General features: G+C 48.2%; 25 protein-coding genes and 1 rRNA gene. 15 read left to right on the plus strand and 11 right to left on the minus strand.

The annotated features are described in order from the left end of the window. A 16S ribosomal RNA gene (locus ACY2RR_RS00005) occupies window positions 1-588 on the minus strand; the annotation flags it as partial. 554 nt (window positions 589-1,142) lie between these two features. Further along, window positions 1,143-2,444: a tyrosine--tRNA ligase gene (gene tyrS, locus ACY2RR_RS00010; RefSeq protein WP_490106071.1), complete on the minus strand. Its 1,302-nt coding sequence runs from the start codon at window positions 2,442-2,444 to the stop codon at window positions 1,143-1,145. 249 nt (window positions 2,445-2,693) lie between these two features. Between tyrS and ACY2RR_RS00015 the strand changes: the two genes are divergently transcribed. Together ACY2RR_RS00015 and ACY2RR_RS00020 are read left to right on the plus strand one after the other, a co-directional pair. Next, on the plus strand, window positions 2,694-4,148 hold the full coding sequence (locus ACY2RR_RS00015) for an OapA family protein (protein ID WP_490106072.1): 1,455 nt from the start codon (window positions 2,694-2,696) through the stop codon (window positions 4,146-4,148). Next, window positions 4,132-5,286, plus strand: coding sequence for an anhydro-N-acetylmuramic acid kinase (locus ACY2RR_RS00020; RefSeq protein WP_490106073.1), 1,155 nt, complete (start codon window positions 4,132-4,134; stop codon window positions 5,284-5,286). The genes ACY2RR_RS00015 and ACY2RR_RS00020 overlap by 17 nt, the downstream gene beginning before the upstream one ends. Window positions 5,287-5,348: 62 nt before the next feature. On the opposite strand, the gene erpA is transcribed toward ACY2RR_RS00020, so the two are convergent. The 4 genes from erpA to argC form a co-directional block, all read right to left on the minus strand. Next, the gene (erpA, locus tag ACY2RR_RS00025) at window positions 5,349-5,702 is read right to left on the minus strand and encodes an iron-sulfur cluster insertion protein ErpA (protein WP_490106074.1); all 354 of its coding nucleotides are present in this window, start codon (window positions 5,700-5,702) and stop codon (window positions 5,349-5,351) included. A 109-nt stretch (window positions 5,703-5,811) separates the two neighbouring features. Then, window positions 5,812-6,246 carry a bactofilin family protein gene (locus tag ACY2RR_RS00030; protein WP_490106075.1) on the minus strand — a complete coding sequence of 145 codons (435 nt, stop codon included), beginning with the start codon at window positions 6,244-6,246 and terminating at the stop codon, window positions 5,812-5,814. A 2-nt stretch (window positions 6,247-6,248) separates the two neighbouring features. Continuing rightward, window positions 6,249-7,040: a DUF6776 family protein gene (locus ACY2RR_RS00035; RefSeq protein ID WP_490106076.1), complete on the minus strand. Its 792-nt coding sequence runs from the start codon at window positions 7,038-7,040 to the stop codon at window positions 6,249-6,251. A gap of 16 nt (window positions 7,041-7,056) precedes the next feature. After that, window positions 7,057-8,103 carry an N-acetyl-gamma-glutamyl-phosphate reductase gene (argC, locus tag ACY2RR_RS00040; protein ID WP_490106077.1) on the minus strand — a complete coding sequence of 349 codons (1,047 nt, stop codon included), beginning with the start codon at window positions 8,101-8,103 and terminating at the stop codon, window positions 7,057-7,059. 404 nt (window positions 8,104-8,507) lie between these two features. Between argC and ACY2RR_RS00045 the strand changes: the two genes are divergently transcribed. Genes ACY2RR_RS00045 through ACY2RR_RS00055 form a run of 3 tightly spaced genes read left to right on the plus strand, consistent with a single transcriptional unit; the run spans window position 8,508 to window position 11,097 of the window. Beyond that, window positions 8,508-10,253, plus strand: a complete 1,746-nt coding sequence (locus ACY2RR_RS00045; protein WP_490106078.1) for a chloride channel protein — start codon at window positions 8,508-8,510, stop codon at window positions 10,251-10,253. Window positions 10,254-10,300: 47 nt separating this feature from the next. After that, complete coding sequence (gene hemJ / locus ACY2RR_RS00050; RefSeq protein ID WP_490106079.1) at window positions 10,301-10,723, plus strand: protoporphyrinogen oxidase HemJ; 423 nt, start codon at window positions 10,301-10,303, stop codon at window positions 10,721-10,723. Window positions 10,724-10,737: 14 nt separating this feature from the next. Continuing rightward, the gene (locus ACY2RR_RS00055; RefSeq protein WP_490106080.1) at window positions 10,738-11,097 is read left to right on the plus strand and encodes a histidine triad nucleotide-binding protein; all 360 of its coding nucleotides are present in this window, start codon (window positions 10,738-10,740) and stop codon (window positions 11,095-11,097) included. 55 nt (window positions 11,098-11,152) lie between these two features. Here ACY2RR_RS00055 and ACY2RR_RS00060 read toward each other — a convergent pair whose 3' ends face one another. Continuing rightward, entirely contained in the window at window positions 11,153-11,572 is a 420-nt protein-coding gene (locus tag ACY2RR_RS00060; RefSeq protein WP_490106081.1) for an OsmC family protein, read from the minus strand. 325 nt (window positions 11,573-11,897) lie between these two features. On the opposite strand from ACY2RR_RS00060, the gene crp reads away from it, so the two are divergent. The 4 genes from crp (at window position 11,898) to ACY2RR_RS00080 (ending at window position 15,705) form a co-directional block, all read left to right on the plus strand. Beyond that, window positions 11,898-12,548 (plus strand): cAMP-activated global transcriptional regulator CRP, encoded by a 651-nt coding sequence (crp, locus tag ACY2RR_RS00065; RefSeq protein ID WP_490106082.1) that lies wholly within the window; start codon window positions 11,898-11,900, stop codon window positions 12,546-12,548. 49 nt (window positions 12,549-12,597) lie between these two features. Continuing rightward, window positions 12,598-13,683 (plus strand): tRNA (uridine(54)-C5)-methyltransferase TrmA, encoded by a 1,086-nt coding sequence (trmA, locus tag ACY2RR_RS00070; RefSeq protein ID WP_490106083.1) that lies wholly within the window; start codon window positions 12,598-12,600, stop codon window positions 13,681-13,683. 47 nt (window positions 13,684-13,730) lie between these two features. Next, window positions 13,731-14,939 (plus strand): hypothetical protein, encoded by a 1,209-nt coding sequence (locus ACY2RR_RS00075; RefSeq protein WP_490106084.1) that lies wholly within the window; start codon window positions 13,731-13,733, stop codon window positions 14,937-14,939. A 97-nt stretch (window positions 14,940-15,036) separates the two neighbouring features. Then, window positions 15,037-15,705, plus strand: coding sequence for a SanA/YdcF family protein (locus tag ACY2RR_RS00080; RefSeq protein WP_490106085.1), 669 nt, complete (start codon window positions 15,037-15,039; stop codon window positions 15,703-15,705). Window positions 15,706-15,722: 17 nt separating this feature from the next. On the opposite strand, the gene ACY2RR_RS00085 is transcribed toward ACY2RR_RS00080, so the two are convergent. Further along, complete coding sequence (locus tag ACY2RR_RS00085; RefSeq protein ID WP_490106086.1) at window positions 15,723-16,952, minus strand: SGNH/GDSL hydrolase family protein; 1,230 nt, start codon at window positions 16,950-16,952, stop codon at window positions 15,723-15,725. 111 nt (window positions 16,953-17,063) lie between these two features. On the opposite strand from ACY2RR_RS00085, the gene ACY2RR_RS00090 reads away from it, so the two are divergent. The 4 genes from ACY2RR_RS00090 to ACY2RR_RS00105 all read left to right on the plus strand — a co-directional run bounded on the left by ACY2RR_RS00090 (window position 17,064) and on the right by ACY2RR_RS00105 (window position 19,441). Further along, a complete protein-coding gene (locus ACY2RR_RS00090) occupies window positions 17,064-18,233 on the plus strand; it encodes an aromatic amino acid transport family protein (protein WP_490106087.1) in 1,170 nt (389 codons plus the stop codon). Window positions 18,234-18,309: 76 nt separating this feature from the next. Beyond that, complete coding sequence (locus tag ACY2RR_RS00095; RefSeq protein ID WP_490106088.1) at window positions 18,310-18,633, plus strand: DsrE family protein; 324 nt, start codon at window positions 18,310-18,312, stop codon at window positions 18,631-18,633. Window positions 18,634-18,642: 9 nt separating this feature from the next. Further along, window positions 18,643-19,050, plus strand: a complete 408-nt coding sequence (locus tag ACY2RR_RS00100; RefSeq protein ID WP_490106089.1) for a DsrE family protein — start codon at window positions 18,643-18,645, stop codon at window positions 19,048-19,050. Between the two features lie 10 nt (window positions 19,051-19,060). Next, window positions 19,061-19,441, plus strand: coding sequence for a DsrE family protein (locus tag ACY2RR_RS00105; protein WP_490106090.1), 381 nt, complete (start codon window positions 19,061-19,063; stop codon window positions 19,439-19,441). A 9-nt stretch (window positions 19,442-19,450) separates the two neighbouring features. Here the strand turns inward: ACY2RR_RS00105 and ACY2RR_RS00110 are convergent, their stop codons facing one another. Then, window positions 19,451-20,140 carry an MBL fold metallo-hydrolase gene (locus tag ACY2RR_RS00110; protein ID WP_490106091.1) on the minus strand — a complete coding sequence of 230 codons (690 nt, stop codon included), beginning with the start codon at window positions 20,138-20,140 and terminating at the stop codon, window positions 19,451-19,453. 122 nt (window positions 20,141-20,262) lie between these two features. Beyond that, on the minus strand, window positions 20,263-20,988 hold the full coding sequence (locus ACY2RR_RS00115) for an SET domain-containing protein-lysine N-methyltransferase (protein ID WP_490106092.1): 726 nt from the start codon (window positions 20,986-20,988) through the stop codon (window positions 20,263-20,265). 145 nt (window positions 20,989-21,133) lie between these two features. On the opposite strand from ACY2RR_RS00115, the gene ybiA reads away from it, so the two are divergent. Both ybiA and corA read left to right on the plus strand, forming a co-directional pair. Beyond that, the gene (gene ybiA, locus ACY2RR_RS00120) at window positions 21,134-22,873 is read left to right on the plus strand and encodes a riboflavin biosynthesis intermediates N-glycosidase (RefSeq protein WP_490106093.1); all 1,740 of its coding nucleotides are present in this window, start codon (window positions 21,134-21,136) and stop codon (window positions 22,871-22,873) included. A gap of 107 nt (window positions 22,874-22,980) precedes the next feature. Further along, window positions 22,981-23,940: a magnesium/cobalt transporter CorA gene (gene corA / locus ACY2RR_RS00125; protein ID WP_490106094.1), complete on the plus strand. Its 960-nt coding sequence runs from the start codon at window positions 22,981-22,983 to the stop codon at window positions 23,938-23,940. A 79-nt stretch (window positions 23,941-24,019) separates the two neighbouring features. Here the strand turns inward: corA and ACY2RR_RS00130 are convergent, their stop codons facing one another. After that, a complete protein-coding gene (locus tag ACY2RR_RS00130; protein WP_490106095.1) occupies window positions 24,020-25,981 on the minus strand; it encodes a GldG family protein in 1,962 nt (653 codons plus the stop codon). Window positions 25,982-25,991 lie beyond the last annotated feature (10 nt).

A 25,991-nucleotide genomic window follows, 5' to 3' on the forward strand; every position in this document is an offset into this window, starting at 1 on the left:
GGCCGCCTACGCACGCTTTACGCCCAGTAATTCCGATTAACGCTTGCACCCTCCGTATTACCGCGGCTGCTGGCACGGAGTTAGCCGGTGCTTCTTCTGCAAGTAACGTCACAGGACAAAGGTATTAACCTTATCCCTTTCCTCCTTGCTGAAAGTGCTTTACAACCCGAAAGCCTTCTTCACACACGCGGTATGGCTGGATCAGGCTTGCGCCCATTGTCCAATATTCCCCACTGCTGCCTCCCGTAGGAGTCTGGGCCGTGTCTCAGTCCCAGTGTGGCTGATCATCCTCTCAGACCAGCTACGGATCGTCGCCTTGGTGGGCCATTACCCCACCAACTAGCTAATCCGACGCAGGCTCATCTGATAGCGCAAGGTCCGAAGATCCCCTGCTTTCCCCCGTAGGGCGTATGCGGTATTAATCCAAATTTCTCTGGGCTATCCCCCACTACCAGGCAGATTCCTACGTGTTACTCACCCGTCCGCCGCTCGACGCCTGAGAGCAAGCTCTCATCGTTTCCGCCCGACTTGCATGTGTTAAGCCTACCGCCAGCGTTCAATCTGAGCCATGATCAAACTCTTCAGTTTAAATCGTTTTGCTAACACCTCGCTCTCTATAAAAGAAAGGGAAGATGAAAGCGGCCCATCGTCGCAAATTACTCAAAAAACTTAATTGATGAGTGTTTACTTGATGAGACAAAGTATCTTTTGCAATCTTCATAACGACGAAGCGTTAATCAGAAAGCTTTATCTCACCAGGCAAGCACCCACACGAATTGCCTGAATTCTTTGTTAAAGATCGCTCACCAACTCATTTCGTGATGAGGATTGCTGAAGCCCTTTATCAAAACCGCTAAAGGCTTACTTGATAAGAGAAGGAAGCTAAGAAGCTGTCCGATCAGCGAGGCCGCCATTTTACCGTGGAGCCGGTCGGTGTCAACCAGTGTTTTTCCGAAATCAAAACAAACATTCGAAATTTGCATCTCTCTGCTTGCCTGTGCGTTTCAGCGCCAGCCAACGAGGAGCGCATTCTACGAATTTGCTTTAACTTGTCAATAACATCATTAAAAAAAAAGAATGCCGACGACGTATAAACAAAAACACCGGCAATGCCGGTGTTTTTGTTTATTAAAGAAGGTGAATTAGATCAGTTCAAATAACTGATGCTTCTTCTTACCCATCTTCACCAGGAAGAAACGACCAAACATAGCCTTTTCAGCAGCAAAAGCTTCAGCCACCTTCATATTGTCTTCCATAGATTTGGCATCACCATTAATAAGCAAACCACTGCGACCCAGTGCATCTTTAATTTGCTTACCTTGTGCCAAACCACTTTCCGCCAGGAACTGATTCAAGGATTTACCTTCAAGATCTGCAACAGCAAACTTGGTGCAAGGCAAACCATCCATGCTCAGCTGCTCCAGCTCACCCTCACTCAGAGAGTTCAGATCACCGGAGAACAGTGCTTCTGTAATACGCATGGCAGAAGCCAGACCTTCTTCACCGTGAACTAATTTGGTTGCTTCACGAGCCAGCACCGCCTGCGCTTCCGGCTTACCATTGCGTTCAGCATCTGCTTTTTCAATAGCTTCTATCTCTTCTACAGACAGAAAAGTGAAGAACTTCAGGAAGCGGTACACATCCGCATCAGCAGTGTTCAGCCAGAACTGGTAGAAGGCATATTGAGAAGTCTTCTTAGGATCCAGCCAAACTGCACCACCTTCTGTTTTACCAAATTTGGTGCCGTCAGCTTTGGTGATCAGAGGAACGGTCAGACCAAAAGTCTGCGCCTTGTTCTGGCGACGGGACAGATCAATACCACCAACAATGTTACCCCACTGATCGGAACCACCAATCTGCAATGTGCAGTCATGACGACGATTCAGTTCAGCAAAGTCCATCCCCTGCAGCAGCGCGTAGGAAAACTCAGTAAAAGAGATACCGGAACCTTCACGATTAATACGCTGCTTTACAGATTCTTTGCTAACCATGGCATTCACAGAGAAGTGCTTACCGATATCCCGCAGGAAATCGAGCACATTCATATTGCCAGTCCAGTCGAGGTTGTTAGCCACGATGGCAGAGTTTTCACCGCAGTCAAAGTCAATAAATTGACTCACCTGACCTTTGATCTTATCCACCCAGCCAGCAACAACGTCAGCAGTGTTCAATTGACGCTCAGCAGCTTTAAAACTTGGGTCACCAATCAAACCAGTTGCCCCACCCACCAAAGCAATAGGTTTGTGACCTGCCTGCTGGAATCGCTTCAATACCAGAAGAGGAACCAGATGACCAAGGTGAAGACTGTCTGCAGTTGGGTCAAAGCCACAATAAAGGGTGCGTGAGCCTTCGGAAATATGATCAACCAGCTCTTCTTCCGCAGTAACCTGATTGATCAGCCCACGCTGTTGCAGATCTTCCAATAACGGCTTTTGGCCCAACATAGCTCAACTACCTGTCAGTAACCCCGCAGACTATTTTTCCCGTGTCTGCGAGTTGATGAATACTAAAAGGGGCAAACATACCGGATGGCAGAAAAAAGACAACCTCCTGACATCACCTGCTTTCATCGCCCCCATCTGGACTTATCCACACAGATATCTGGCAAGCCACGGGTATTTACGCGCTAAAGAAAGCTTTATACTGTATCTTTATTTTGAGAAACCCGCTTATATAGCCACGCTATTTCGAGTATGAACGTACTGAAACAAGTGCTGCAGTTTGCAGCTAAAAATTTTCCGAGACGCCACGTGCTGGTTATTGCCGCCGCGTCGTCCTGCGTTGGCCTGATGCTGGCTCTGGTACCGGGTGAAAACGCACAGGCAAAGAGAACTGAGATTCCTTTGTCTCTTACTGACATCGATAATCCAACACCTGTCAGCGTTCTGCTTTCTGAAGAAAAAGCATCGAACTTCCAGCCAGCTGATCCAGCAACTCCAGAAAAAGCACTTTCTGAGATTACTGTAGAAAAACAGAAGAACCTTCCGTCCGTCACATCTGCGCAGCCAGAAACCTTTAAGCCAGTTATTGCCTGGCAACAGACTAAGGTGCGTTCCGGCGATACTCTGTCCGGCATTTTTTCGCGACAGTCTCTGAGTGCGGGCACACTGCAACGTATCCTGCGCACCAGTGAACACGGTAAAGCTCTTGCAGATATTCGCCCTGGGCAGACTATTGTGTTTGGTCGCATTAACGGCGAACTGCAAGCCCTGAAATATGTTCGCAATCGCCTTGAGAGCATTGAATACCGGAAAACTGAAAACGGTTTCGAATCTCAGGAAATCATTCGCACACCTGACATCCGTCGCGCCTACGCTTCTGGCACCATTATTAATTCTCTGTTTGTTGCTGCTACGAATGCCGGCCTGACAGACAATATGACCATGAAGCTAGCCAATATCTTTGGCTGGGATATCGACTTCGTTTTGGACATCAGGGACGGCGACAGTTTTAGCCTTGTTTACGAAGAGAAGTACCTGGACGGCGAAAGAATTGGTTACGGCAACATTCTGGCTGCAACATTTACCAATCGAGGCAAAACACTGGAAGCGGTTTATTACACCGACAGCACCGGTGAAAGCGATTACTACAGCGCTGACGGAAAAAGCATGCGCAAGTCGTTTATCCGCACGCCGGTTGATTTCACCAGAATCAGTTCCCGTTTTAATCCAAACCGTCTGCACCCGGTATTTAAAACCAAGCGTCCTCACCGCGGTGTTGACTATGCAGCACCAACCGGTACGCCAATCAAAGCTTCAGGTGATGGCGTTGTAAAATTCGCCGGTCGACAGAACGGTTTTGGCAATGTTGTCTTTATCAAACATCCAAATAATGTTGTCACTGTTTACGCGCATCAGAGCCGCATCGCTCGTGGATTGCGTAAAGGGCAGAGAGTCAAACAGGGACAGACCATCGGTTATGTTGGACAGACTGGTTGGGCAACAGGCCCTCATCTGCACTACGAATTCCGTGTAAATGGCGTACACCGTAATCCATTAACCATCAAACTTCCTGACGCCCAGCCTCTGGCAGCCAGTGAAATGAAAGATTTTCGTAGTCTGACCCGGGTTATGCTTGCAGAACTTGAGCAGAAATCCGCTACGCTCCTAGCTTCTGCAGAAGACAATAGCGATGTCTCAACCCAATAAAATAAAGAACATTCTTTCAAAAGAACCTGACCAGACCGAGCTTTATATCGGTCTGATGTCGGGAACCAGCATGGACGCCATGGATGCCGTGCTAGTTGACCTGGCACCGGGATTTCCGGTGCTTCAGGAACATATATCCATTCCATTGCCAGCAAGACTGCGCAGCCAGCTTCTTGCTTTATGCCAACCGGGCGAAAATGAAATTGAAGCAATGTGTCAAGCAGACCTGGCCGTTGCCATTCTTGCAGCAGAAGCTATTAACAACCTTTTGCAGCTAGCTAATGTCCCAGCCAGCGCCGTACGCGCCATAGGCAGCCATGGGCAAACCATTCGCCATCTGCCAAAAGTTGGTAACACTTTACAGATTGGCAACCCCAGCCTGATTGCCGAACAAACAGGCATTACCACTGTTGCAGATTTTCGCCGTCGAGATATGGCTGCAGGTGGAGAAGGTGCACCTTTAGTTCCAGCCTTTCATGAAGCCATTTTTCGCCATCCAACGAGAACCCGGGTTATCGCCAATATAGGCGGCATTGCCAATATAACTGTTTTGCCAGCCTCCGCAGATCAAAGCGTGATTGGTTTTGATACCGGCCCCGGCAACACATTGATGGATGACTGGTGCTACCGCCACAGCGGCAGACGCTACGACAAAAATGGTCGCTGGGCTGCCACAGGAACTGCATCAGAAGAATTACTGGAAACACTTCTTGCCGACGACTTCTTTTCTCGCACGCCGCCGAAAAGTACCGGTCGTGAATACTTCCATCATTCCTGGCTCTGGCATGGTTTGTCTCACTTAGACGAGCAGCTAACTGGACAAGATGTTCAGGCCACACTGGTTGAACTCACATCCCGCTCCCTGGCTGATGCGATTCGTGAACATGCACCCGACTGCCGGGAAGTTTATATCTGTGGTGGCGGAGCCCGGAACACAACACTCATTCGAAAGCTTTCCAGCAATTTGGAGAACTTCCATGTCGCCACAACAGATTCTCTAGGGCTACCCCACCAATGGGTAGAAGCAACAGCTTTTGCATGGCTGGCCCGGCAAACTCTACATGGGTTACCCGGCAACCTGCCAGCCGTAACTAACGCTTCTGGGAAAAGAATCCTTGGCGGTATTTATCCCGCCTAAGCCCGCAAGCTGTAGACAAAAAAATACCCGGCAATTGCCGGGTATTTTTATCTGGGGTGTGGTTACACGGTAAAGCTCATACCACAACCACAAGTTGTAGCGGCATTGGGGTTGGTCACAGTGAATCGTGAGCCTTCCAAGCCTTCTACATAATCAACAGTGGCACCAAAGAGATACTGGAAACTCATGGAATCAACAACCATTTTTACGCCAGCTTTCTCTACAACAGTATCGTCTTCAGCCAATTCTTCATCAAAGGTGAAACCATATTGAAAGCCAGAGCAGCCTCCACCGGTTACATAGACACGAAGCATCAGCTTTCCATTGCCTTCTTCCTCAACCAAAGCTTTCACTTTGGCTGCAGCGTTATCGCTGAAAATAATCGGCTCCGGGACAAAAGTTTCGGCGGCGGACATTCGACCTCCTGACTTACAGCATATTCGGATATTATCCTCATATCCGAGTAATACAGTCAACTATAGTAAACACCGGTCATATCAATGAAATGACCGAAAAATTGCTTTATCAATCGGCCATAGCTGGCTCGATTTCACCTTCATATACAGGAGCTTCTATGGCTTTAGGTTCAACCTGCGCCGGAGTCATATGCTCCAGGTTACCGTTCACCTGTGCCCCCATTACCATCTCAATCAACTGGTAGTACACGTTACCACTGATCTCAGCTTTAGACGCCAGCTCAAGCTTTTCAGTTGCATAAACATCGCCTTTGACTGAACCGTTGATAATCACGTGAGGAGCGTTAATATCACCTTCAATTACGCCCCCTTCAACCAGGCGCAGAGTACCTTCCGCAGCACGCACATCGCCAACAATTTTACCTTCCACATGCATAACACCGCGGAAGCGAATATCACCAGTTATTTCGGTGTGATCAGAGATTAGGGTTGTACTGCCGCTGGCAGGAGCTACCACATCACTTTGGCCTTTTTTGCCCCACATAACTACTCAGATTCCTCAATAAGCCATTCAAACGTCTTTTTAATAATCTTCCGTGATGGGCTGGTCAGCTGAACTGATACCTCCACTGCCTCAGGCTCAAAACCTTCCGGCAACTCCAAAACGCCCCATACTCCGTCACCGGGAACACTCTGAAAATAACGAAACCCGAGCCCCTGCCCACCATTCTCTAACTGTTTGGACAGGGAGCTCAGGTCATAAGATTTCTTGGCATCGCCTAAATAGCCATCAACCCTGGCCTTGAAGCTACCCTTTTGCAGGCGATGCTGTTTAGCATTCTGGACGACCATAAATTTCCACTGGAACTTACCGGGATCGGAGGTTGGCAACAGTTCGAAACTTTGGATATTGACCCCTTCTTCCAGACTGGCCGGATCCATAATGCTTCTGAAAAAGCTGAGATCCCGGGTCAATACACTTTTTTCTTCCCGTAGCTTCACCAGTTCCAGCCGAACCTCTTCAGCCGCTTCACGGCTGATCCAGGCACCGCGCTCAAGAATGGCGACCTTTCTGCGCAAAATATCCAGTTCTTCAACTTGTTCACTGTTTTCCGCTTTGGTCAGAATCAGTTCATCCTGAAGAATTCCTAGCTCTCTGGCGGCCATAGTAATACCCAGATAAAAACTGGCTATTGCCGTTCCAGCCACCAGCAGCAGTACCAGCAAGCGGTACCGAACATGGCGGCCAGGATCGTGATCAACAACGAGCAGCCGTTTACTTCCCTGTGAGGGGCGGGAACCACCAAAGCGTAAAAGCTCTTTCCAGCCTTTATTCAAACAGTACTCCTAACTATCAGGGCAGCAGGCCAACAATCTCGAGACCTTCCGATTCAGGAAGGCCAAACATCACATTCATATTCTGTACCGCCTGTCCCGACGCACCTTTTACCAGATTGTCGATCACAGACAGAATAACAACCGTGTCACCATCGCCGGGGCGATACAGAGCAATACGGCATTGATTCGCTCCCCGCACACTGCGGGTTTCCGGCAGACTTCCCTGAGACATAACATCAACAAAAGCTTCATTCTGATAAGTCTGCTCATACAGAGATTGCAGCTGTTCCGTAGAAACATCTTTGCCTGGAGCCAACCGGGCATAAAGGGTGGCATGAATGCCACGAATCATCGGCAAAAGATGAGGAACAAATGTCAGGTGATTAATTTCACCATCACTCATTACTGCCAAACCCTGCTCAATTTCCGGTTGATGACGATGACCGGAAACACCGTAAGCATGAAAAGAATCTCCCGCTTCACAGAGCAGAGTTCCAACACTGGCTCCACGACCGGCTCCACTGGCGCCGGATTTACAATCAGCGACCAGACTTTCAGGCTGGATTAACCCTGCATCCAAAAGGGGTTTATAACCCAGCTGGACAGCTGTTGGATAACAGCCAGGATTTGCTACCAGTCGTGCTTTGGCTATTGATTCCCGATTAAGTTCAGGCAATCCATAAACTGCTTCATCCACAAGTTCCGGACAGGCGTGGGTCATGCCATACCACTTTCCCCAGACATCAATATCTTTAATCCGAAAATCTGCTGCCAGATCAATAACCCGAACACCTTTAGCAAGAAGTTCTGGCACCTGCTTCATGGCTACGCCATTAGGCGTTGCAAAAAATACCACATCACAGGCCGCCAGCACGTCGGTATCTGGCGCAGTAAAGCAGTGGTCAATATGACCGCGCAAGTTAGGGTAAAGATCATCAACACGACGGCCAGCTTCCGCGCGGGATGTAACCGCAGTTAGCTCAACTCCTGGATGCTTGACCAGAAGCCTCAGCAGTTCTACTCCGGTATAACCTGTACCGCCAACAACACCCGCTTTAATCACTTTCCCTCACCCGCTCTTGCTGCTTATTTCTGCCCATTATAAACAGCCCTCGACTTGCAGTGCAGTAGAGCATTGCACTGCACAGATAATATCTTCGGCATGCCCTCACGGGTTAATGCCCGTTTTTCCTGCGTTTCATGGTAAAATCGCCCGAATAGACTGTTCAATTTAGCCATCGCAACTATGTCGACAGCGTCACAAAACGCGAGGTTACGATCTCTTAGAAAACTTATGCAGTTTACGCACCTGTCCAGAGATGGGGCAGGCGTAATTTCCGCCAGAAACAGCTGCCAACTCAAGTGCACAGCCAAAACACGGCTCCAGCCGCTTTAGGGGTCGCTTCAGGAACTACGGTTGAATAGTAGACGTGACAACTCAACAAGGATTTTACTCATCTGGTGAGAATGAAACCAACACGACCGGACTTTGACCGGTTCCGCCACAAACTGGCCAGTATTGACGCCCTCCCCCAGCTCTCTCTTCTTGGGTTGATTTCAGGCGTTGTGACAGCTCTGATTATTATGCTGTTCAGAGAGCTAATTACCCTTCTTTCAAGCATTTTTCTTCAGGGACTGCCCGAAGGCGCCTATCAACAGCTGACCTGGGAACACCGCATCATTTTGCCTTTTATTGGTTCAGTTCTCCTGATTGCTATTGCGCTGGTGATTCGCAGCAAGTCCCGCCCAGTTGGTGTTGTCCACCTGATTGAAAGACTGGACTGGCACCAGGGTCGACTCAGGATAGGCAACTTTCTACATCAGTTTTTTGCTGGCGCTATTGCTATTGCCAGTGGCCACTCTATCGGCCGAGAAGGCCCCGCAGTTCATCTGGGGGCAGCAGCAAGCAGCCTGCTTGGTCAGTGTATGCGCCTGCCTAATAACAGTTTGCGAATACTTGTGGCTTGCGGCACGGCATCAGCCATATCTGCAGCATTCAACACCCCTGTGGCTGGTGTTATTTTCGCGCTGGAAGTTCTGATGGTGGAATATACAGTCGCTGGTTTCCTGCCGGTGATGCTGGCCTCTGTCAGTGCCGCCGCTATTACCCAGTTAATCTACGGTACAGAGCCTGCGTTTGCCGTTCCTTCTATTGCCGTAAACCTTTTGGATGAACTGCCCCTGGTTATTCTTATTGGTTTTGCCATGGGAATAGTCAGTACCCTCTACTGCCGTTTGATTATTTTCTTCAATAAACGAACAAAGACTTTTACCGTTGCAACACGACTGCTGCTAGCTACAGCAATCACCAGTCTCTTGGCTATTCCAGCCCCTGAGATTATGGGTGTAGGTTATGGAACCATTACCGAACTTCTGAATGGCAACCATATCCCTGCCCTGCTCATCACAGTTTTGGCCTGCAAACTACTCGCAACATCAGCCAGTGTTGGCATGGGTTTACCCGGTGGACTGATTGGCCCGACACTTTTCCTTGGTGCTGTTGGTGGTGCCCTGATCGCCACCCTGGCATCCAGCATCCTAGGACTCACCACAGGCAGTACCGGCTTTCACGTTATGGTTGGTATGAGCGCCATGCTAGGCGCTGTACTGCAGGCACCGTTAACTGCACTGGTAACGGTTGTTGAACTCACGAGGAATCCAAGCCTGCTTTTTCCCGCTCTTCTGGCTATCGTTGTTTCCGCTCTCACTTCCACACTGCTTTTACGTCAACACGGGATCTTTGAATTAATTCTCGACTGTTGGGGTTACGACCGAGCAAACAACCCTGTACATCGTGCTTTAAATCGCATGGGTATCAGCAGTCTCGTTAATAAAAGTTATGTGAAACTGGAGCGCTGGCAGAGCGAACAGGATATTCAGGAAAAACTACGGGAGCAGCCAGAATGGCTATTGGTTTCAGATGAAGGACGCCCCAAAACACTGATGCCAACCATGGCTCTTGGGCAGTTCTTCGATCAGGATAAAGAATTATCTCAGGATCATATTGGAGAATATATCGATTTGTTGGGTGTACCAGCGGTTCGCTACGACATCTGCCATCTCACCAATCGAGCCTCGGTTTATGAAGCCTGGGAGCTGATGAAGAACAAACAGATTGATGCTCTCCTTATAACTGATCAGGGGCGCAAACAGGAAATTCGCACTGTAGGCATCGTAACCAGAGAAAGTCTTCAACGTTATTACCGGGTATAATGGTTGGATAATTTCTAAACCATCAAAATAAAAAGTGGGGTGAGGGTATGTATCTGTGGATCAAGGCTTTCCATATTATTTCCATGGTGTGCTGGTTTGCCGGCATTTTTTACCTTCCTCGACTCTTTGTTTATCACGCCGAAACCACTGATCAAGAAGGCAATGAACGTTTCAAGGTCATGGAGAGAAAGCTGTATCGGGGCATCATGATACCGTCCATGATCTTCACCCTTATTTTTGGATTCTGGCTGCTCCATCTTATTCCCGGCTATATGCAGCAAGGCTGGATGCACGCCAAGCTTACTCTTGTCGTTCTGCTGATTGGCTACCACCATATGTGTGGAGCCTATGTGAAGAAATTCGCCAATGACAACAACACCCGCAGCCACAAGTTTTATCGCGTATTCAATGAAATACCCGTTTTCATGCTTCTGGGCATTATTATTCTGGTTGTCGTTAAACCATTTTAAGAGAAGGTATAGCCATGGCGTCCTGCACGGACTCTAACTGTCTGTTCTGCCGAATAATCAGTGGCGATGAACCGTCAACCAAGGTTTACGAAGACGACAAGGTTCTGGCTTTTCGGGATAAGTTCCCTGCTGCCCCTGTGCATATTCTGATTATACCGAAAGAGCACATTGCCACCTTAAATGATGCCGAACCAGAACATGCAGAGTTGTTGGGGCACATAATGCTGACGGCCAGCAAACTGGCCAAAGAATTAAAGTTGGCAGACAATGGTTACCGTGTGGTTATGAACTGCAATCGCCAGGGTGGGCAAACGGTTTATCACATTCACCTGCACCTTCTTGGAGAACGCCCAATGCGCTGGCCTCCAGGTTGATGGAAGCTCAAAACAAAAAAGGAGCCTAAGAGGCTCCTTTTTTGTTTGGCGAAAATTACAGCTCAACAATTTCAAAATCGTGAGTAATTTCCACGCCAGCTTTACCCAGCATAATAGAAGCAGAACAGTACTTATCGGCAGACAGCTCTACAGCCCGACGTACCTGAGCTTCCTTCAGGCCACGGCCAGTAACAATAAAGTGCAGATGAATTTTGCTGAAAATGGCAGGCACCGCATCCACACGCTCGCTGTCGAGCTGTACTTCACAATCAATCACATCCTGGCGGGACTTTTTCAGAGTGCTGATAACATCCACGGATGAACAACCACCAACAGCCATCAGAATCATTTCCATTGGGCTTGGAGCAGATTCAGAACCTCCGTGCTTGCTGGACGTATCCATCATAATGCTGTGGCCACTACCAGACGTGCCGGCGAATCGCATGCCATCAATCCATTTCACCTGAGCTTTCATGCTTTCTCTCTTTCAATACCACCCAACTATTCCCTTCTGTCAGACAAGGAGCACCGGATGACTAAAAATTAGATGTGGTATGTCATTTAATTGAATGACAAGATCACCGATTATACATTCACAGAGACAACCTGTTCAGGGGGACTGTATTTCATTTACACTACCACTGAGGAAGTCGTCTACTTGAGAAATGTATCTCATTTAGAGCGTCTATCAGAGCACAAAACTCGACACTTGAGCTAAAAACAGATTAAGTGTTAAAAGCATAAAAAAAGAAACGCCGGGATATGGCTTTAAAAATTCCAACAGTAACGGAATGTCACCTATGGTAGTACGAACCCGACATATACCTGTCGAGCAAAAAGAACGTACAGAGCGTTTTCTTAAGCATTGTCATATTCATCATTATCGCGCACGCACCAACATCATCAGCGCAGGCGATGCTGCAGACACCCTTTATTACATCGTAGACGGCTCTGTGACCGTCTTCGTTGAAGACGACGATGGCCGTGAAATCATCATCACTTACCTCAACCGTGGAGACTTTTTCGGAGAACTGGGCCTGTTCCTGAACAACGTTGATACCAAACGTTCAGCATGGATCAGGGCGCGGGTTCACTGTGAAATTGCAGAAATCAGTTACTCCCGGGCACGGGAACTGGCACGGGAAATTCCAGACATCCTCTTTGAGATCAGTAAGCAAATTGCTAAACGCCTGCAGATAACAACCCGCAAAGTCAGTGACCTCGCTTTTCTCGATGTGACTGGTCGTGTGGCCAGAACCCTTCTCGACTTATGTGAACAACCTGATGCCATGACCCACCCCGATGGCATGCAGATCCGTGTGACCCGCCAGGAAATCGGTCGAATCGTTGGCTGCTCCCGGGAAATGGTCGGCAGGGTATTAAAAAATCTGGAAGATGAAGGTATCGTCTCTGTAAAAGGGAAAACCATGGTAGTCTTCGGCACCCGTTAGTCGTATTATCCGCTGCCTTTCAAAAAGGCTTAACAGGTAATCTGACCGGATGTCCACTGGCACGACTTTTCCCGAACGCTACGAATCACTGCTGGCCGAAAAGGCTGAGCGTCTCCAGCAGCTGATGAGCGAATTCAACGCTCCGGAGCCGGAAGTCTTCCCATCCGCTCCTGAGCACTTCCGCATGCGGGCCGAGTTCCGCATCTGGCATGAAGATGACCAGTCTCACTACATCATGTTCGATCAGCAGACCCGGGAACGGGTCTCTGTCACAGAATTCCCCGTTGGCTCAACGCGCATCAACGAGCTGATGATGCCTTTGATGCAGGTTCTCTGTGAACAGGAAGTCCTGCGCCGCAAATTGTTCCAGATTGAATTCCTGACCACACAAACTGGCGAAGCTCTGGTTTCACTGATTTATCATAAACAACTGGATGCCCAATGGCAGGAAGCTGTTCGCCCTCTTCGTGAAAAGTTTGGCGTCGATATTATTGGCCGTGCCCGCAAACAAAAACTGTTGCTGGATAAAGACTGGGTCACAGAAGAGCTCAACGTTGGTGGTCGCCTGTGGCGTTACAACCAAGTTGAAAACAGCTTTACCCAACCAAATGCGGGTATTAATGAGAAAATGCTTGGCTGGGCAGAAGAAGCAACCCTTGACAGTGAAGGTGACTTGGTTGAGCTGTACTGTGGCAATGGTAACTTTACCTGTGTGCTGGCCAGCAACTTTGACCGAGTTCTGGCAACGGAAATTTCCAAATCCTCCGTAAACTCTGCTCAAAAGAACTTTGAAATGAATGCTGTGGATAATGTCACCATTGCCCGTATGTCCAGCGAAGAGTTTACTCAGGCACTGAATCGCGAGCGCCCATTTCGTCGACTCAGTCATGTTGACTTGGACAGTTACAATTTCAGCACCATCTTTGTAGATCCTCCCCGCGCCGGTCTTGATCCAGATACTGAAGTGCTGGTTCAGCGTTTTGATCGGATTGTTTATGTATCATGCAATCCCAATACGCTGAAAGAAAACCTGAAAACCCTGACCCAAACTCACAAAATTGAGAAACTGGCTCTCTTTGACCAGTTCCCTTACACCGACCATATGGAAAGCGGCGTACTGCTTACCAAACTGTAATTTGTGAGCTGCTAGACTGAGGCGATAGCACGAACAAGAATGTCCAAATGCCTCAGTCTTCTATCAGCGTTGACCCGTTATTGTTAATCACCCTGTGTGCCGTTCTTTTGCTCACAGGGTGTGCCCTTCGTAAAAACACCACGACCTCTGCTCCGCCACCTCAGGCAGTTGATGTTCTGCTTATTGCCTACGACAACGGAGACGGTCGGGCTTTTCGTTCTTTGTCACCCGAGCTGGATGAAAAAGGTATCAACTGGCACCTAATCGCTTTTGGCCCGGCAACAGCGCTGTTTGATAACACACCAAATACCACCCTACTCAATACCAACGCTCCACCAGAGCAAATCAGGGAATGGCAGAATGACCGTTACGCAACACTGTCAGAAAAAAGCGCTACCTCTCTGGTCGAAAAGTATTCACCAAAAATTGTGATTTCCGGAATGGCTCACAGCATACAGGCTCAGCTAGTTCAGCAGTGGTGGCAGCAGGGCGCGTGGACCATTGCCTTTTACGACAATATGGAGCCACCAGCAGGGCAGAGCTGGGTAAAACCATGGCTCGACTTTAATCCACCCGTTGAACAGCTACTGGTCACGACAAATCAGGTAAAAAGAAGCTTTCCCGACAAAATGACCCGTTCCGGAAAAGTTTCCCTTGTTCACAACCCTGCATTTAAAGAGTGGCAAGAAACCTTTGAGCGGGAAGATCGCCAGCTGCTTGGGCAAAGCCTTAATTTAGATAATGCCAAACCTATAGTTCTGGTCGCAGGCGGTTATGGTGATGACTTCCAACGCAGCCTTGAGGTGATTAAATCAGCGGCAAGCCTAAGGGAAGATTTACAGTGGGTGTTCACACCTCACCCCAGAACTCTGGTTACACCAGTAACCTCCAACAATGATCACGGCCCACTGAAAACAGTCACCGATACTCCAACCGTCCGGGTCGCAACCTTAGCCCAAATAGTTGTTACCCACCGATCCACCGTAGGCTGGATGGCTGCCCAGATGGGAATACCGGTTATTTTTGTTCGCCCGAAGGAGCAGGCGGACATCATAGAAAGGGGCAGGATTCGCACAGTGGATGATGAAACCACTTTTCTTAATGCCCTTTACCGGTTGCTCGACAGTCCCCCTGAGCATATTCCACAACCGGAGAACAAAGCAGGCTCTTCAATGGCCGATCTTCTGGAAAGGCATCTGAAAGAACAAAAGCCACCTCCCGTAAAAGTCGAATCAGTTAATGATGTGCCGTTGTAAACCTTTGCGACGTTAAGAGCTGTGACATATCACAACTTTACTAATCACAGTTCTCAACGTTAGGCTAGGTAATGCTTTCACAGGATCAGGGATCGGTATGCCCGGCTGGCTTAACCGTAAACAAACACTTATCACAGCAGGTCTGCTAGTAGCAGCATCCTGCCTGGGTATTGTGCTTTGTTACCAGCTGGTTGCCCAACAAGCTGCTCCTTATATTTATGATTCCCCCGATGAACTGCCTTTCAACAATGTCGGTGTCGTTCTGGGAACCAGTCGCTATACCTCTCAGGGGAAACCCAATGGTCACTACCGGCGCAGAATGGAAGCCGTTGCCCAGCTGGTGAAAGAAAAACGTATCAATTATGTTTTAGTGAGCGGTGATAACGGAACCCGCTGGTACGATGAACCTACCCGCATGCGCCGTGACCTGATCAGGTTGGGTATTTCCCCATCGGTGATTTATCGGGATTACGCAGGCTTTCGCACTCTTGATTCCATCCTCAGAGCCAGAGATGTATTCGGGCAAACTTCCTTCACCATTATTTCCCAGAAGTTTCAGAACGAAAGAGCTCTCTTTATCGCTCAGCAAAACGATATAGATGCCGTAGCGTTTAATGCCAAAGGGGAGCTGCTGTTAACTGATTTCAGTAATCAGATTCGGGAGGTTCTGGCGCGGGTACTAGCGGTGATTGAAACCCAGTTTCTGGGAACCGGCCCCAAGGTGCTGGGGCCAGCCATCATTATTGGTGAAACTCCACCAACCTAACTTCTGTTAACAATAGATCATCGGCCACAGCTATAACCGTTAGCCTGCATCAGTTCACAGGCCTTACGGGCAATAATTTTATGGGCGGTAGTTGTCGGATGCACCATATCAAAGAAAACATAGTCTTCCGGGTTATTGCAGATACGCCCGGTAGTATCCGTGTAGTCAACTTCCTTTGGCTTTGAACCGTCTTCTTCCCTGATGATCAGAGTGTCCAGCCCCGGTGTTGGCATGGTACTGCAGGGGCGATCAGCAATCTGCGGCCCATTTCCATCATCACCAGCAATAAGCTCTTCAAAAATACCGCTGGTATCAACATACATAAGCTTTACACCCTCAGCAGCAAACTGCTCTTTCACAACCTGCCATTCGTAGTACATCAGCTCATTATGCTTGCGTATCAGTTTTGATGTTTTCTGGGCCAGTTCGCTTGCCCCAGATGCCGAATAACGAGGAGTTCTGGCCAGATCTGGCATATTCAGCCAAACGATATGTTCTGCGCCATTTTCAGCAATGGTCTCCAACATCTCTCTCTGTGATTCAACAACCTTCTCGGGAGAGTTAAACAGATTCAGATAGTCATTGCCCCCATAAAAGAGCACGACCATATCGTCTTTATCAAACTTCCCGTATTTGACCAGATAACCATCCAGAATCAATTTCATACACGGCGGAACCAGACTGCCATTAATCATATTTCTGGCAACAACAGCCGGGCTGCCCTTGATGCTGGAAATCTTTCGCAGTTTATCCTGAACACAAAGCGACCAGCTGCCAGCGTAAGCTTCATTCCGGTAATATCTGCTGTCTTTGGATGATAACCCCATAGACTCCGCCAGATACTCAGGCCATACCGGGCCGTTACTCCAACGCCCTTCATAATAAAAATCTCTAGGGGCAACAGGAATCAGCTTTGTTTCTTTCATCAAAGTAATCAGTGCATTCAGAATGTTCGCTTCATGCTTCGGACAATCAACGTACCCGTTATCACACCACCAATCGTATTTATAAACATTACGAGCCAGCCAATGGTGAACAAAAGGCTGCATATTCTGGATGCCATCTTCGCCGGTGAGGCCATTAAGGGTTTTCAGTAAAAACCAGGTGGAATTGTTACCGCCATCATCAGAAACACTGTCACCAAAAACCACTAATCGTTTGATCTCTTCAGCGGGTGCAATACTGCTTAGAAGGGAACCAGAAACCAGAAATATAACTGCAATGAAGTATCGAATCCGTTCGATCATTTGATAGGCCTGAATTTTCAATCCGTGATATTCATCAGAATAGGAAAGGAATTCCCTCCTATCTATGATTTATCTGCACCAGTACAGGCTTTCTTTCCTATGCTGTGGGGTATGTTGAAACCATCCCCTCCCATCGGTGCCACACTGATTGTTGCCGGAACCACCATTGGTGCTGGCATGCTGGCTTTGCCTATTATTTCCCACGGTCTTGGTTTTGGCTTAATGGCTCTTCTCATGCTGATGACATGGGGGCTAATGGCTATCGCAGCTCTATTTACTTTGGAAGCTAATCTGGCCATAAAACCAGGCTGCAGCCTGTTTGTAATGGCAACTGAAACCCTGGGAGGCACCGGACGGCTGATAGCAGTTTCAGCCATGTTGTTTCTATTTTACGCCTTGTTAGCTGCTTATATTGCCGGTGGCGGAGCTCAGTTAAGCCAATATATCTCGGTTATTGTTCCCAGCAGCATTCCTGAGAATCAATTTGGCATTGTGCTGTTTACTTTGATTTTCGGAACTATGGCAGCAGCAGGTGTGCGCTATGTTGATATCTGTAACCGCCTGCTGTTCTTGTTTATGCTTTTGGCTTTTCTGGTTGCACTGGTCTTCCTGTCTCCGGGAACCTCTTTTGAAAAGTTGCAATCGCTGCCCAGCACGCCTTGGCAAGGGTTTGTAATTCTGCCGGTCATTTTCACATCCTTTGGTTACCACGGCAGTATTCCCAGTCTGATTGCCTATGTTGGCCCTAGAAAAAAGCTACTGAGAAAGACCTTCCTGTTGGGCAGTTTTTTACCACTGCTGGTGTACTTGATCTGGCTGGCTATAGCTCTGGGACAATTGGGTGATTTCACTCTGGCAAGTATTTCTGAAAATGGCTCTGTATCTGAACTGGTCCAGGCTCTCACATATGATAAGAGTTCACGCTTGGCAACAGCTCTTCATGTTTTTACTGACCTGGCGCTGATTACTTCTTTCCTTGGAGTAGCTCTTGGGCTTTTTGATTTTGTGCACTCGGCAATCGCTTCCAGCTCGCGACTGAAAACAGCGTTCCTTGTTTATCTGCCACCACTGGCTATCGCCCTGTTGATACCCGATGCTTTTGTTATAGCTCTCAGTTACGCCGCTCTGGCTCTGGCCATTCTGGCCATTCTTCTGCCTGCGATGATTCTCAACAAACTGCGCCAGAACAAAACTCTTACTCATTTCCCCGGTGGCGGGCTGTTCTGGCCTACTGTGGTGTTTGGTGTGGTGGTGTGCTGCCTCAGCCTCCTATTCTCCTGACAACAACAGTCTCCTGAAACCAGCAACAGTTTTTACGCCTACACTTTCTTCTTCCTGAGGAGGAGAGGATTGTATTTTGTCGAACTACACACTGGTTTTATCCCGGGGACCACTTCATAGCCGTTTCAGCTTCAGCAATGAAATAGCCAAGCAACTTAAGGAGCAGGGACACAGTGTTACTGTTTTCCTGGTGCAGAACGGAGCATTGGGGGCACGCAGCTGCCCGGCGGCAGCCCCCCTGAAAAATCTGGCAGGCAAAGGCGTTGAAATTCTGGTTGATGACTTTTCCCTCCATGAGCGGGGAATTCTGCAGGGAGAGATTGCAGGCCATATCTCAGTGTCCTCCCTAGAGCACGTTGTTGACAGTTTGGCTTCCGGCCACAAAGTTCTCTGGCAATAGGTATTGGTGATGAGTAAAACATTAACCTTCACCCTGATGGATGCTCCCTACGAGAATTCCAGAACAGTGACTGCACTGCGATTGCTGGATATCGCTGCTCGCCGTGGCTACCACCTGAAAGTCTTTGCCTATGAAGGAGCTGTGGCGCTGGCTTTCAAAGAACAAAAAGCGCATCCCAATGCTGTCCATGGCCACGACATAGAAGAAGAAAACCATCCCTTACCACATCTGTGGATAGAAGCACTGCACAAAACAGCTGTTGAGAACGGCGGCAGTCTGGATTGGGTGAACTGTGGACTGTGTGTTGACGAACGGGGTGTCAGTAACGCTGTTGACTGCACCCGCCGTGGAACACCCGCGGATTTCTGGGGTTTTGCCACAGAGTCTGACAACACCCTTGTAATTCCAACATCCTGAAAGGCTCCCCATGAAAGTACTGAATATTGTATCCACTCCCTGGCGAGCCACGCTGGAGGAGCAGGATGATACGGTTGTCTGGCTTACCCATGCGATGATTGGTGCCGGAGCCGAAATTGATGTTGTGCTGATTGGTGAAGCGGCCGCTTATGCAGCTCCAAACCAGGATGCAGGCGGTCTATCAATCGGAGGGATGCCACAGACCCAGCCACCCGACATTAACCGGGACCTTAATGCTCTATTGACCAAAGGCCGCAGAGTATTTGTCTGCAACCATGCAATGACCGCCCTTGGTCTCCACGAAGAAAAGACTTCGCCAGGCATTACAGTTCTCCATGACCACGAGTTAGCGCCATTAATGGATAACTATGATCAGGTCTGGCAATGGTAACTGCCTGAATCAACTGTCCCGTCCGCAGCACAAGTTGGCCGGGACAGCCTGATCAATATATTTGGGAGGAGCAAGACCGAGATGATCCATAAAAGAGATAAACTCATCTTCTCCCAACTGTAAGCGAGGGTTGTCGTGTTGCTCCCGGCCAATAGTGCTGCTTTTCTGGTCATGGTAATCATGACCTGGGTACACGGTTAAAGACTCAGGGAAAACTAACAACTTTTCGTGAAGACTGTGCCATAAATCCCGGGAACTGCCACTTTGGAAATCAGTCCTGCCACACCCTCCAATCAGCAATGTATCCCCTGTTAAAACGCCTCCGGAATCACCTTTTACATAAAAACACCCCGAATCATCGGTATGGCCAGGCGTGGCAATAAAACACAACTCAATCTGCCCGATGGAAAAACATTCACCATCTTTAAGAGCCCGGGTGATTCCCTTCGCCTTACTTTGGCAGGAACCCGCTATTTCACAGCCGGTGAGACTCCGCAAATCACCAGTTGCGGTTATATGATCCGCATGGGTATGAGTATCCGCCACCATATCCAGTGACAGATTATGTTCTTTTATAAGATCGAGATATGTCTTCTCTTCCCCTTTTACCGGATCAACCAGAAAAGCCCGATGTTGTTTCGGGTCTGCCACAAGATAGGTAAACGCGGAAGTTTCCGGATAGAAAAGCTGCTTGATCATAAATACGTCCACTCCACCTCTAACGGCTTGCAAGTATGGACAGCAAATACGACCGGAATGGACAGAATTGTCATATAACACGACCCGGTAAAAACCGGGCCGCAGATAAACTCAGAGAGTGATTACTTTTTACGACGCTTTTTACGCTTCTTACCACCTCGTTTCTGTGGAATCTGCAAAGCCTGCTCTGTTAGGCGAACCCAGCCGTTGGAATCAACCGTTACAAACTTTTCCAAATCCGTTTCAATATGGTCAGGATTTACTGCGAAGTCTTTATCCCTGCCGGGGTGGTAATCCCAGAACAACTCTTCATTCGGCTCAATATCCCTGAGTGAAACGGCCACAACATGGTGGTCTTCAGTCACAAACATTTCCAGGTTGGGATCATCATTACTGTTGGCAAAACGCATGCGGCTTTCGTTATTAGCGCCATCTATACCCATTTCGAGATCAGGGTACTCTCCACGCCATATCTCGTCGTCTTCATCTTCATCCACCAGCCACAAGATATAGGTATCCTGATTCAGGAAATGAGGCATTCCCTGATCATCCTTTTGCCACATAACATATCGCCCAGTTGCCGGGACCAGCAGGCGAAAGGATTTTATCCCAGTATATTCACCAACGACTCGACCCGTTGGAATAAAGCTGCGGGTAAACAGGCCTGTACCGGCACCTTCAATACCGCTTTGTCCTTCTTCCAGATGAAATTCGTAATTGGCCAGACGAGCCCGCAATTCCGAAATTTCACTCTGCAGGCTGGCGATTTTGTCTTGATCAGAAGCCCCCTGAACGGCTTCACCAGATAGTTGCCCGGCCGACTGATGGCCGATCTCGGTATCACTCATGGCTAAACGTCTCAATCCCTTAATATTGTTATTAGCAGCCACTGCTTCCCTGCGACTGTTAGTTCAGCTTACCACCTTGTTAGAGGATTAACAGGCTATCGTATTTATATTGAAAGGAATAAATACGAGTGGCGGGTAAAGGATTATGAATGCTGCACGGCGAATTCATGGGCACTCAGTAAGACGCCTAATCAGGGACATCAAACAAAATCCTGAGGACTACCAGCTCGGCAGGGGAGAGAAAGGAACCCGTCTGGAAACACGCTCTGGCCTTGTTGTATGGAATAGAGGAAACAAGGTTTATACCTGTAAGAGCCATATGGCGAAAAAGAATCACGCCGAAAATGATCAAGCCCAGTTACTGGGCATGCTCCAGTGTGAAAGAACCCAAGACAGTAAGAAAAGTCTTTTTGACCTGATTGCAACCCCTGTAACTCATCCAGTCATTCCGGAACACCGTCCACACCGCAGCTTTCGACGTACAGCATCATTACGCTCATTCCGGCACCGCTCCAAGCGACACCGAGCAACGAAAACACACCGTCAACAAAAGCACATGGTAAAAAGAAGCCTGCAATGGCTGGGCTTTATCTCCGGACAGGAATCCAAAAATACCGGCTGCCCACTCAGTTTGCGAAGAATGCTACAGGCCTCAGAAGCAGAACTGGAAAGCAACCACCGTTTTATTCAGTGGTACTTTCCAAATAACCATATCAGCCGTAACAACTTGAAAGCGCCTTTATTGTCTCCAGAAATAGTGAACGCAGTAAAACATCCGGGAATACGAAAAAACACCAACCTGCTGGTAAAGCAGATGTTGAATCACTGGGGGATTATCCAAAAAGATGGCAGGTTCTTGCTGGACAAAAGCCAAAGCAGAAAATATCACCGCTGGCTGCCATTCCCGGGATGCCCTGACAATGATCATAACCAGCTACGCATAAGCCGGATGCTGAGATTTATGCAGGCATGCAACATGCCTGAAGCAAAGGCACTCCACGATTTTATCCAGAAAAGACGGATGGCAAATTATCTGCCACCGAATCCAGAATGGAGTAAAGCTGTTGGTGTTAAGTGCCCGGCCTATCAGTCAACGCCAGCTGTAACCACATCCTCGACACCTAGGCCAAAACCGCTCCCGAAACCTCAGCGGGCAGGAAGAGTAGCACCGGTCAGAGGCCAGCCTTACAACGGACCGAACGCAAGTTATGCCATTCCGGTAACACATGCAGATGGCACAGTGAAGCCAACTCTTGTAGAGCCAACCAATTATGAAGTGGTTGCAGGTATGCTTGCTCGGCAGGGTACTACTCCCCAGCTACAGGGCAAACTCAATAACCATCAAATACAATCTGTGAATGGGTGTATTCGTTTCTACGACTCAGCACTCAATCAGGACACTTACTATCTTACGAATACCTATGTTCATAAGCCTAACAGGCGCCCAAAACCAATAACGATTAATGGGCGTCAATATACGAGTGTGGAACATTACTTCCAGTACCAGAAATATACTCAAGCTCTGAGAGATGACGCAGATCAGGTTCAAGCTCAACTGGCTCGTCAAACAATTTATCAAGCTAAGTCGGGGAAGGACGCATCTGACACAGGAAAACCTACAAGCCCTTATTATCATCTGATTGATCCTGCCAAATGGAGACGGATAAGCCATCAAGTGATGTATGATGCAATTTATGCGAAGTTCACAACCAACCCAGATTTGAAAGCCAAGCTTATCGCTACGTATCCTTGCGTCATCATTGAACATACTGTGAATGATAAATTCTGGGGCAATAATGGTGATGACACTGGATTCAATGTCACAGGTCAGGTGCTTGGGCAAGTTCGCGATCAAATCATGAGAGAAGAAGGGCTTATCACCTGATAAAACACGGGTCTTTGTAACTAATAGAAACTGTTTTTTTGTGCTCCTGTGATAGAATGCCGGATTATCCTCCTTTCACCTCTTTCTCTCCGGGGGCCGCCTTTCGCATGATCACCGCCTACCAACTCCAGGACAACCGTATCGAAATTAACCAACTGGGCCTGAATGACTCATTGCCCGGTGATACGGTATGGCTGGATGTGGTGGAACCGTCGGACGAGGAACGAAAATGGCTGGACAGTTATTATGTGGAGGAAGTCCCGGACAGTGAAGACCTGAACGAGATCGAAGCAACATCTCGCTTTTATCAGGACAAAGACGGTCTTCATATCACCAGTTTTTTCCCTCACCGTTCAGGTAAGGAAGTTCGCAATACCAGCGTATCCTTTAACCTGCGCCCTCATCTGCTGGTGACGCTTCGAGACGAAGAAGTTGGTCTGTTCCGTTTGGTGCGAAACTATCTGAAGCGCCAGCATTTCGAACTGGATTCCCCTATGGTGATCTTGACCGCTCTCTTTACGTCCAAGGTTGACTACCTTGCTGACCTTCTGGAAGAAGTTTACGAAAGTCTGGAAGGCGTCAGTGAGATGACTCTGCGGGAAGACACCAATGACGAAACCCGGGATCAGGCACTGAAAGATATTGCTCTTCAGGAAGACTTAAATGGAAAGATTCGTTTGAGCCTTCTGGATAGCCAACGCTCTCTGCGATACCTCGTGCGCAACCGTCGTATTCGTATGGCTGATCACCACCAGCAGGAAATTATGGAGATGCTCCGGGATATTGATTCCCTATTGCCTCATACTGCGTTCCTGTTCGATAAAATCAACTTCCTGCAGGAAGCTGTGATGGGTTTTATCAACCTGGAACAGAACAAGATCATCAAAATCTTCTCGGTAATGGCAACTGTATTTATGCCGCCAACCTTGATCGCCAGTAGTTACGGAATGAACTTCAGCCTGATGCCGGAATTAAGCTGGGAATATGGTTATCCGCTGGCAATAGGGTTAATGGTAATGAGCGGCCTGGGAACATACTTCACCTTTAAAGTAAAAGGCTGGCTGTAAACAAGATTACCAATTCAAATTTAGAAAGCCGCTTCTGGTAATATCAGAGCGGCTTTTTTCTTGGTCAGTAAAACCAGGTCTAATGACTATATGTTCTGCGCCTTCTAACTCTCCAGAACAATGCAAACAGCGTTAAAACAGCTGGAACCAGCAATATATTGATCAACTTAAGTTCTGCACCTAAGCGGTCAATTTCCTGATTCAGCTGCAACTGAACATCCCGTAACTGTTTACGAATACGAAGTTTTTCCTGCTTAAATTTCTCAAGTTCCTGAGCCTGTTCCTCATTCATAACCAGAGCATCTTTACCCTGCTTCTTCATTTGCAACTCTAACAACCTGCTTTCAGTTGCCTGCAGTTGCTGGTTCAGCTCTTCCTCAGTTTTCAGGAAACTGGCCTGAGCCCGACGTTCCAGTTCATCAACCCGGGTAAACGGCCTTGAGAACTGTCCCTGACTACGAATGCTGATCAAGTCAGCGTTGCCAGCAAGGTTGTCTGCCATATTGGTAAACATATCGCCGTTGTTGGCAAAGGGGTTGGCTATCTGTTGACCAAAGAACTGTGAAACCTGAACCCACAACCTGTTGGAAAGAACATCGGTATCAGATACCAGAATAATGTTCGTCGGTTTCTCTGAAACCATGATTTGGGTGGGCAAAGGTTTTTCCACTTCTTCCTGTTGCTCTTCCTGCCCTACATCACCAGTCGTCATATCACCGACTTCAGGATTACCTGGTTCAGGTGCTGGTATCCCGTCTGGAAAAGCTGTTCTTACACTCCCCAAAATACGGGCAGCCAAAGTGTACTTTTCCCCTGTTGGTTTGAACTCTTTGAACAGCACTTTGGGATCAAACATCATGGGTAGCTGAGACGCATCAAGAAGTGCTGACGCGGTACTGGATTCCAGCAAAGGCTCGAATGTAACGCCGGCCCCATCTTTCAACCTCAACGCTCCGGCACTGGCAAAGTTCACTGTTTTCAGGCTTCCAGTAACGACATCACGGGGATTAAAGCTATCTTTCCCATAACCAAGAATCCCAAGGTGCCGCACCGGACGCCCCATGTTACTGCCAACGGAAAGCGCATGTTTTTCATCTGCGACAAAGCGATCCTTAACCATTTCAACACCCCAGGCACTCAGCAAATCTTCCAGGTAGGCAGACTGCATATTTGCCCCCATACCCTGCATACCACCGCCTGCAGCTTCAGCGTAAGGGTCGAGAAATATAAGGGCGTGACCGCCACGCAAAACATATTGATCAACAGCGTATCGAGCTTCTGGTGAGAGCTCCGGCAGGATAAGAATCAGAAGATTAATATCTTCGGGGATCTCTTTGACATCAGAAGCCAGGGTCTGAACTTCATAAAGCTTCTCCAGCTGAGAGACACTCATCCAAGACTGGTTAGGCTGGCGAGTTGCCATATCATAGCCGCCACCACTTACCGGTAACGCGCTGATCATAGCCAGCTTGGGTTTACTGGTTCGACTTACACCATAAACAAGGTTGCTAATGTCGTGTTCAAGAAAACGTTCTTTATCTGGTGACAAAAAACTTATCACTTCTGTTTTACGCTTGGGCTTTTCTTCTGCACCATTTTGCTCAGGTTTTTTATCCTCTGAACCCAATGCAACCAGCCCCATATAAACGGTCTGCCCCGCATTGGAAATAGGAATCGCCTGCAAGCCATAACCGGCCGCTTCGTCTTCCTGTTCTGAGAAAGGCTCAGGGTCAATAATCTCCAGCTCAACCCGACCGTTTGAAAGCTGAACATATTCCTGTAACAGCTCCTGCACCCGGCGTGCATAGTTGCGGATGGGAGGCATACCTTCCGTTTGGTTTTTCGAAAAATAGAATTTTAATGTGACCGGCTCAGGCAAACTCTGCAGGATATTTTCTGTGCCCTGAGACAGGGTATAGAGATCATCCTGAGTCAGATCGACACGAGCACCTCGAAACAGGGAGTTAACCAATACGGTTAATCCCAATGCCACAGCAGCCAGAACAATCAGGCCCGTTTTAGAAAACAGTTTTGAATTCATAGATTGGCCT

This window comes from Parendozoicomonas sp. 2304DJ65-17, from assembly GCF_058148445.1.

Excerpts from the sequence above, each read along its gene's own strand:
- tyrS (WP_490106071.1), bottom strand. The coding sequence starts at position 2,444 with ATGTTGGGCCAAAAGCCGTTATTGGAAGATCTGCAACAGCGTGGGCTG.
- ACY2RR_RS00015 (WP_490106072.1), top strand. The coding sequence starts at position 2,694 with ATGAACGTACTGAAACAAGTGCTGCAGTTTGCAGCTAAAAATTTTCCG.
- ACY2RR_RS00020 (WP_490106073.1), top strand. The coding sequence starts at position 4,132 with ATGTCTCAACCCAATAAAATAAAGAACATTCTTTCAAAAGAACCTGAC.
- erpA (WP_490106074.1), bottom strand. The coding sequence starts at position 5,702 with ATGTCCGCCGCCGAAACTTTTGTCCCGGAGCCGATTATTTTCAGCGAT.
- ACY2RR_RS00030 (WP_490106075.1), bottom strand. The coding sequence starts at position 6,246 with ATGTGGGGCAAAAAAGGCCAAAGTGATGTGGTAGCTCCTGCCAGCGGC.
- ACY2RR_RS00045 (WP_490106078.1), top strand. The coding sequence starts at position 8,508 with ATGAAACCAACACGACCGGACTTTGACCGGTTCCGCCACAAACTGGCC.
- hemJ (WP_490106079.1), top strand. The coding sequence starts at position 10,301 with ATGTATCTGTGGATCAAGGCTTTCCATATTATTTCCATGGTGTGCTGG.
- ACY2RR_RS00055 (WP_490106080.1), top strand. The coding sequence starts at position 10,738 with ATGGCGTCCTGCACGGACTCTAACTGTCTGTTCTGCCGAATAATCAGT.
- ACY2RR_RS00060 (WP_490106081.1), bottom strand. The coding sequence starts at position 11,572 with ATGAAAGCTCAGGTGAAATGGATTGATGGCATGCGATTCGCCGGCACG.
- crp (WP_490106082.1), top strand. The coding sequence starts at position 11,898 with ATGGTAGTACGAACCCGACATATACCTGTCGAGCAAAAAGAACGTACA.
- trmA (WP_490106083.1), top strand. The coding sequence starts at position 12,598 with ATGTCCACTGGCACGACTTTTCCCGAACGCTACGAATCACTGCTGGCC.
- ACY2RR_RS00075 (WP_490106084.1), top strand. The coding sequence starts at position 13,731 with ATGCCTCAGTCTTCTATCAGCGTTGACCCGTTATTGTTAATCACCCTG.
- ACY2RR_RS00080 (WP_490106085.1), top strand. The coding sequence starts at position 15,037 with ATGCCCGGCTGGCTTAACCGTAAACAAACACTTATCACAGCAGGTCTG.
- ACY2RR_RS00085 (WP_490106086.1), bottom strand. The coding sequence starts at position 16,952 with ATGATCGAACGGATTCGATACTTCATTGCAGTTATATTTCTGGTTTCT.
- ACY2RR_RS00090 (WP_490106087.1), top strand. The coding sequence starts at position 17,064 with ATGTTGAAACCATCCCCTCCCATCGGTGCCACACTGATTGTTGCCGGA.
- ACY2RR_RS00100 (WP_490106089.1), top strand. The coding sequence starts at position 18,643 with ATGAGTAAAACATTAACCTTCACCCTGATGGATGCTCCCTACGAGAAT.
- ACY2RR_RS00105 (WP_490106090.1), top strand. The coding sequence starts at position 19,061 with ATGAAAGTACTGAATATTGTATCCACTCCCTGGCGAGCCACGCTGGAG.
- ACY2RR_RS00110 (WP_490106091.1), bottom strand. The coding sequence starts at position 20,140 with ATGATCAAGCAGCTTTTCTATCCGGAAACTTCCGCGTTTACCTATCTT.
- ACY2RR_RS00115 (WP_490106092.1), bottom strand. The coding sequence starts at position 20,988 with ATGAGTGATACCGAGATCGGCCATCAGTCGGCCGGGCAACTATCTGGT.
- ybiA (WP_490106093.1), top strand. The coding sequence starts at position 21,134 with ATGAATGCTGCACGGCGAATTCATGGGCACTCAGTAAGACGCCTAATC.
- corA (WP_490106094.1), top strand. The coding sequence starts at position 22,981 with ATGATCACCGCCTACCAACTCCAGGACAACCGTATCGAAATTAACCAA.
- ACY2RR_RS00130 (WP_490106095.1), bottom strand. The coding sequence starts at position 25,981 with ATGAATTCAAAACTGTTTTCTAAAACGGGCCTGATTGTTCTGGCTGCT.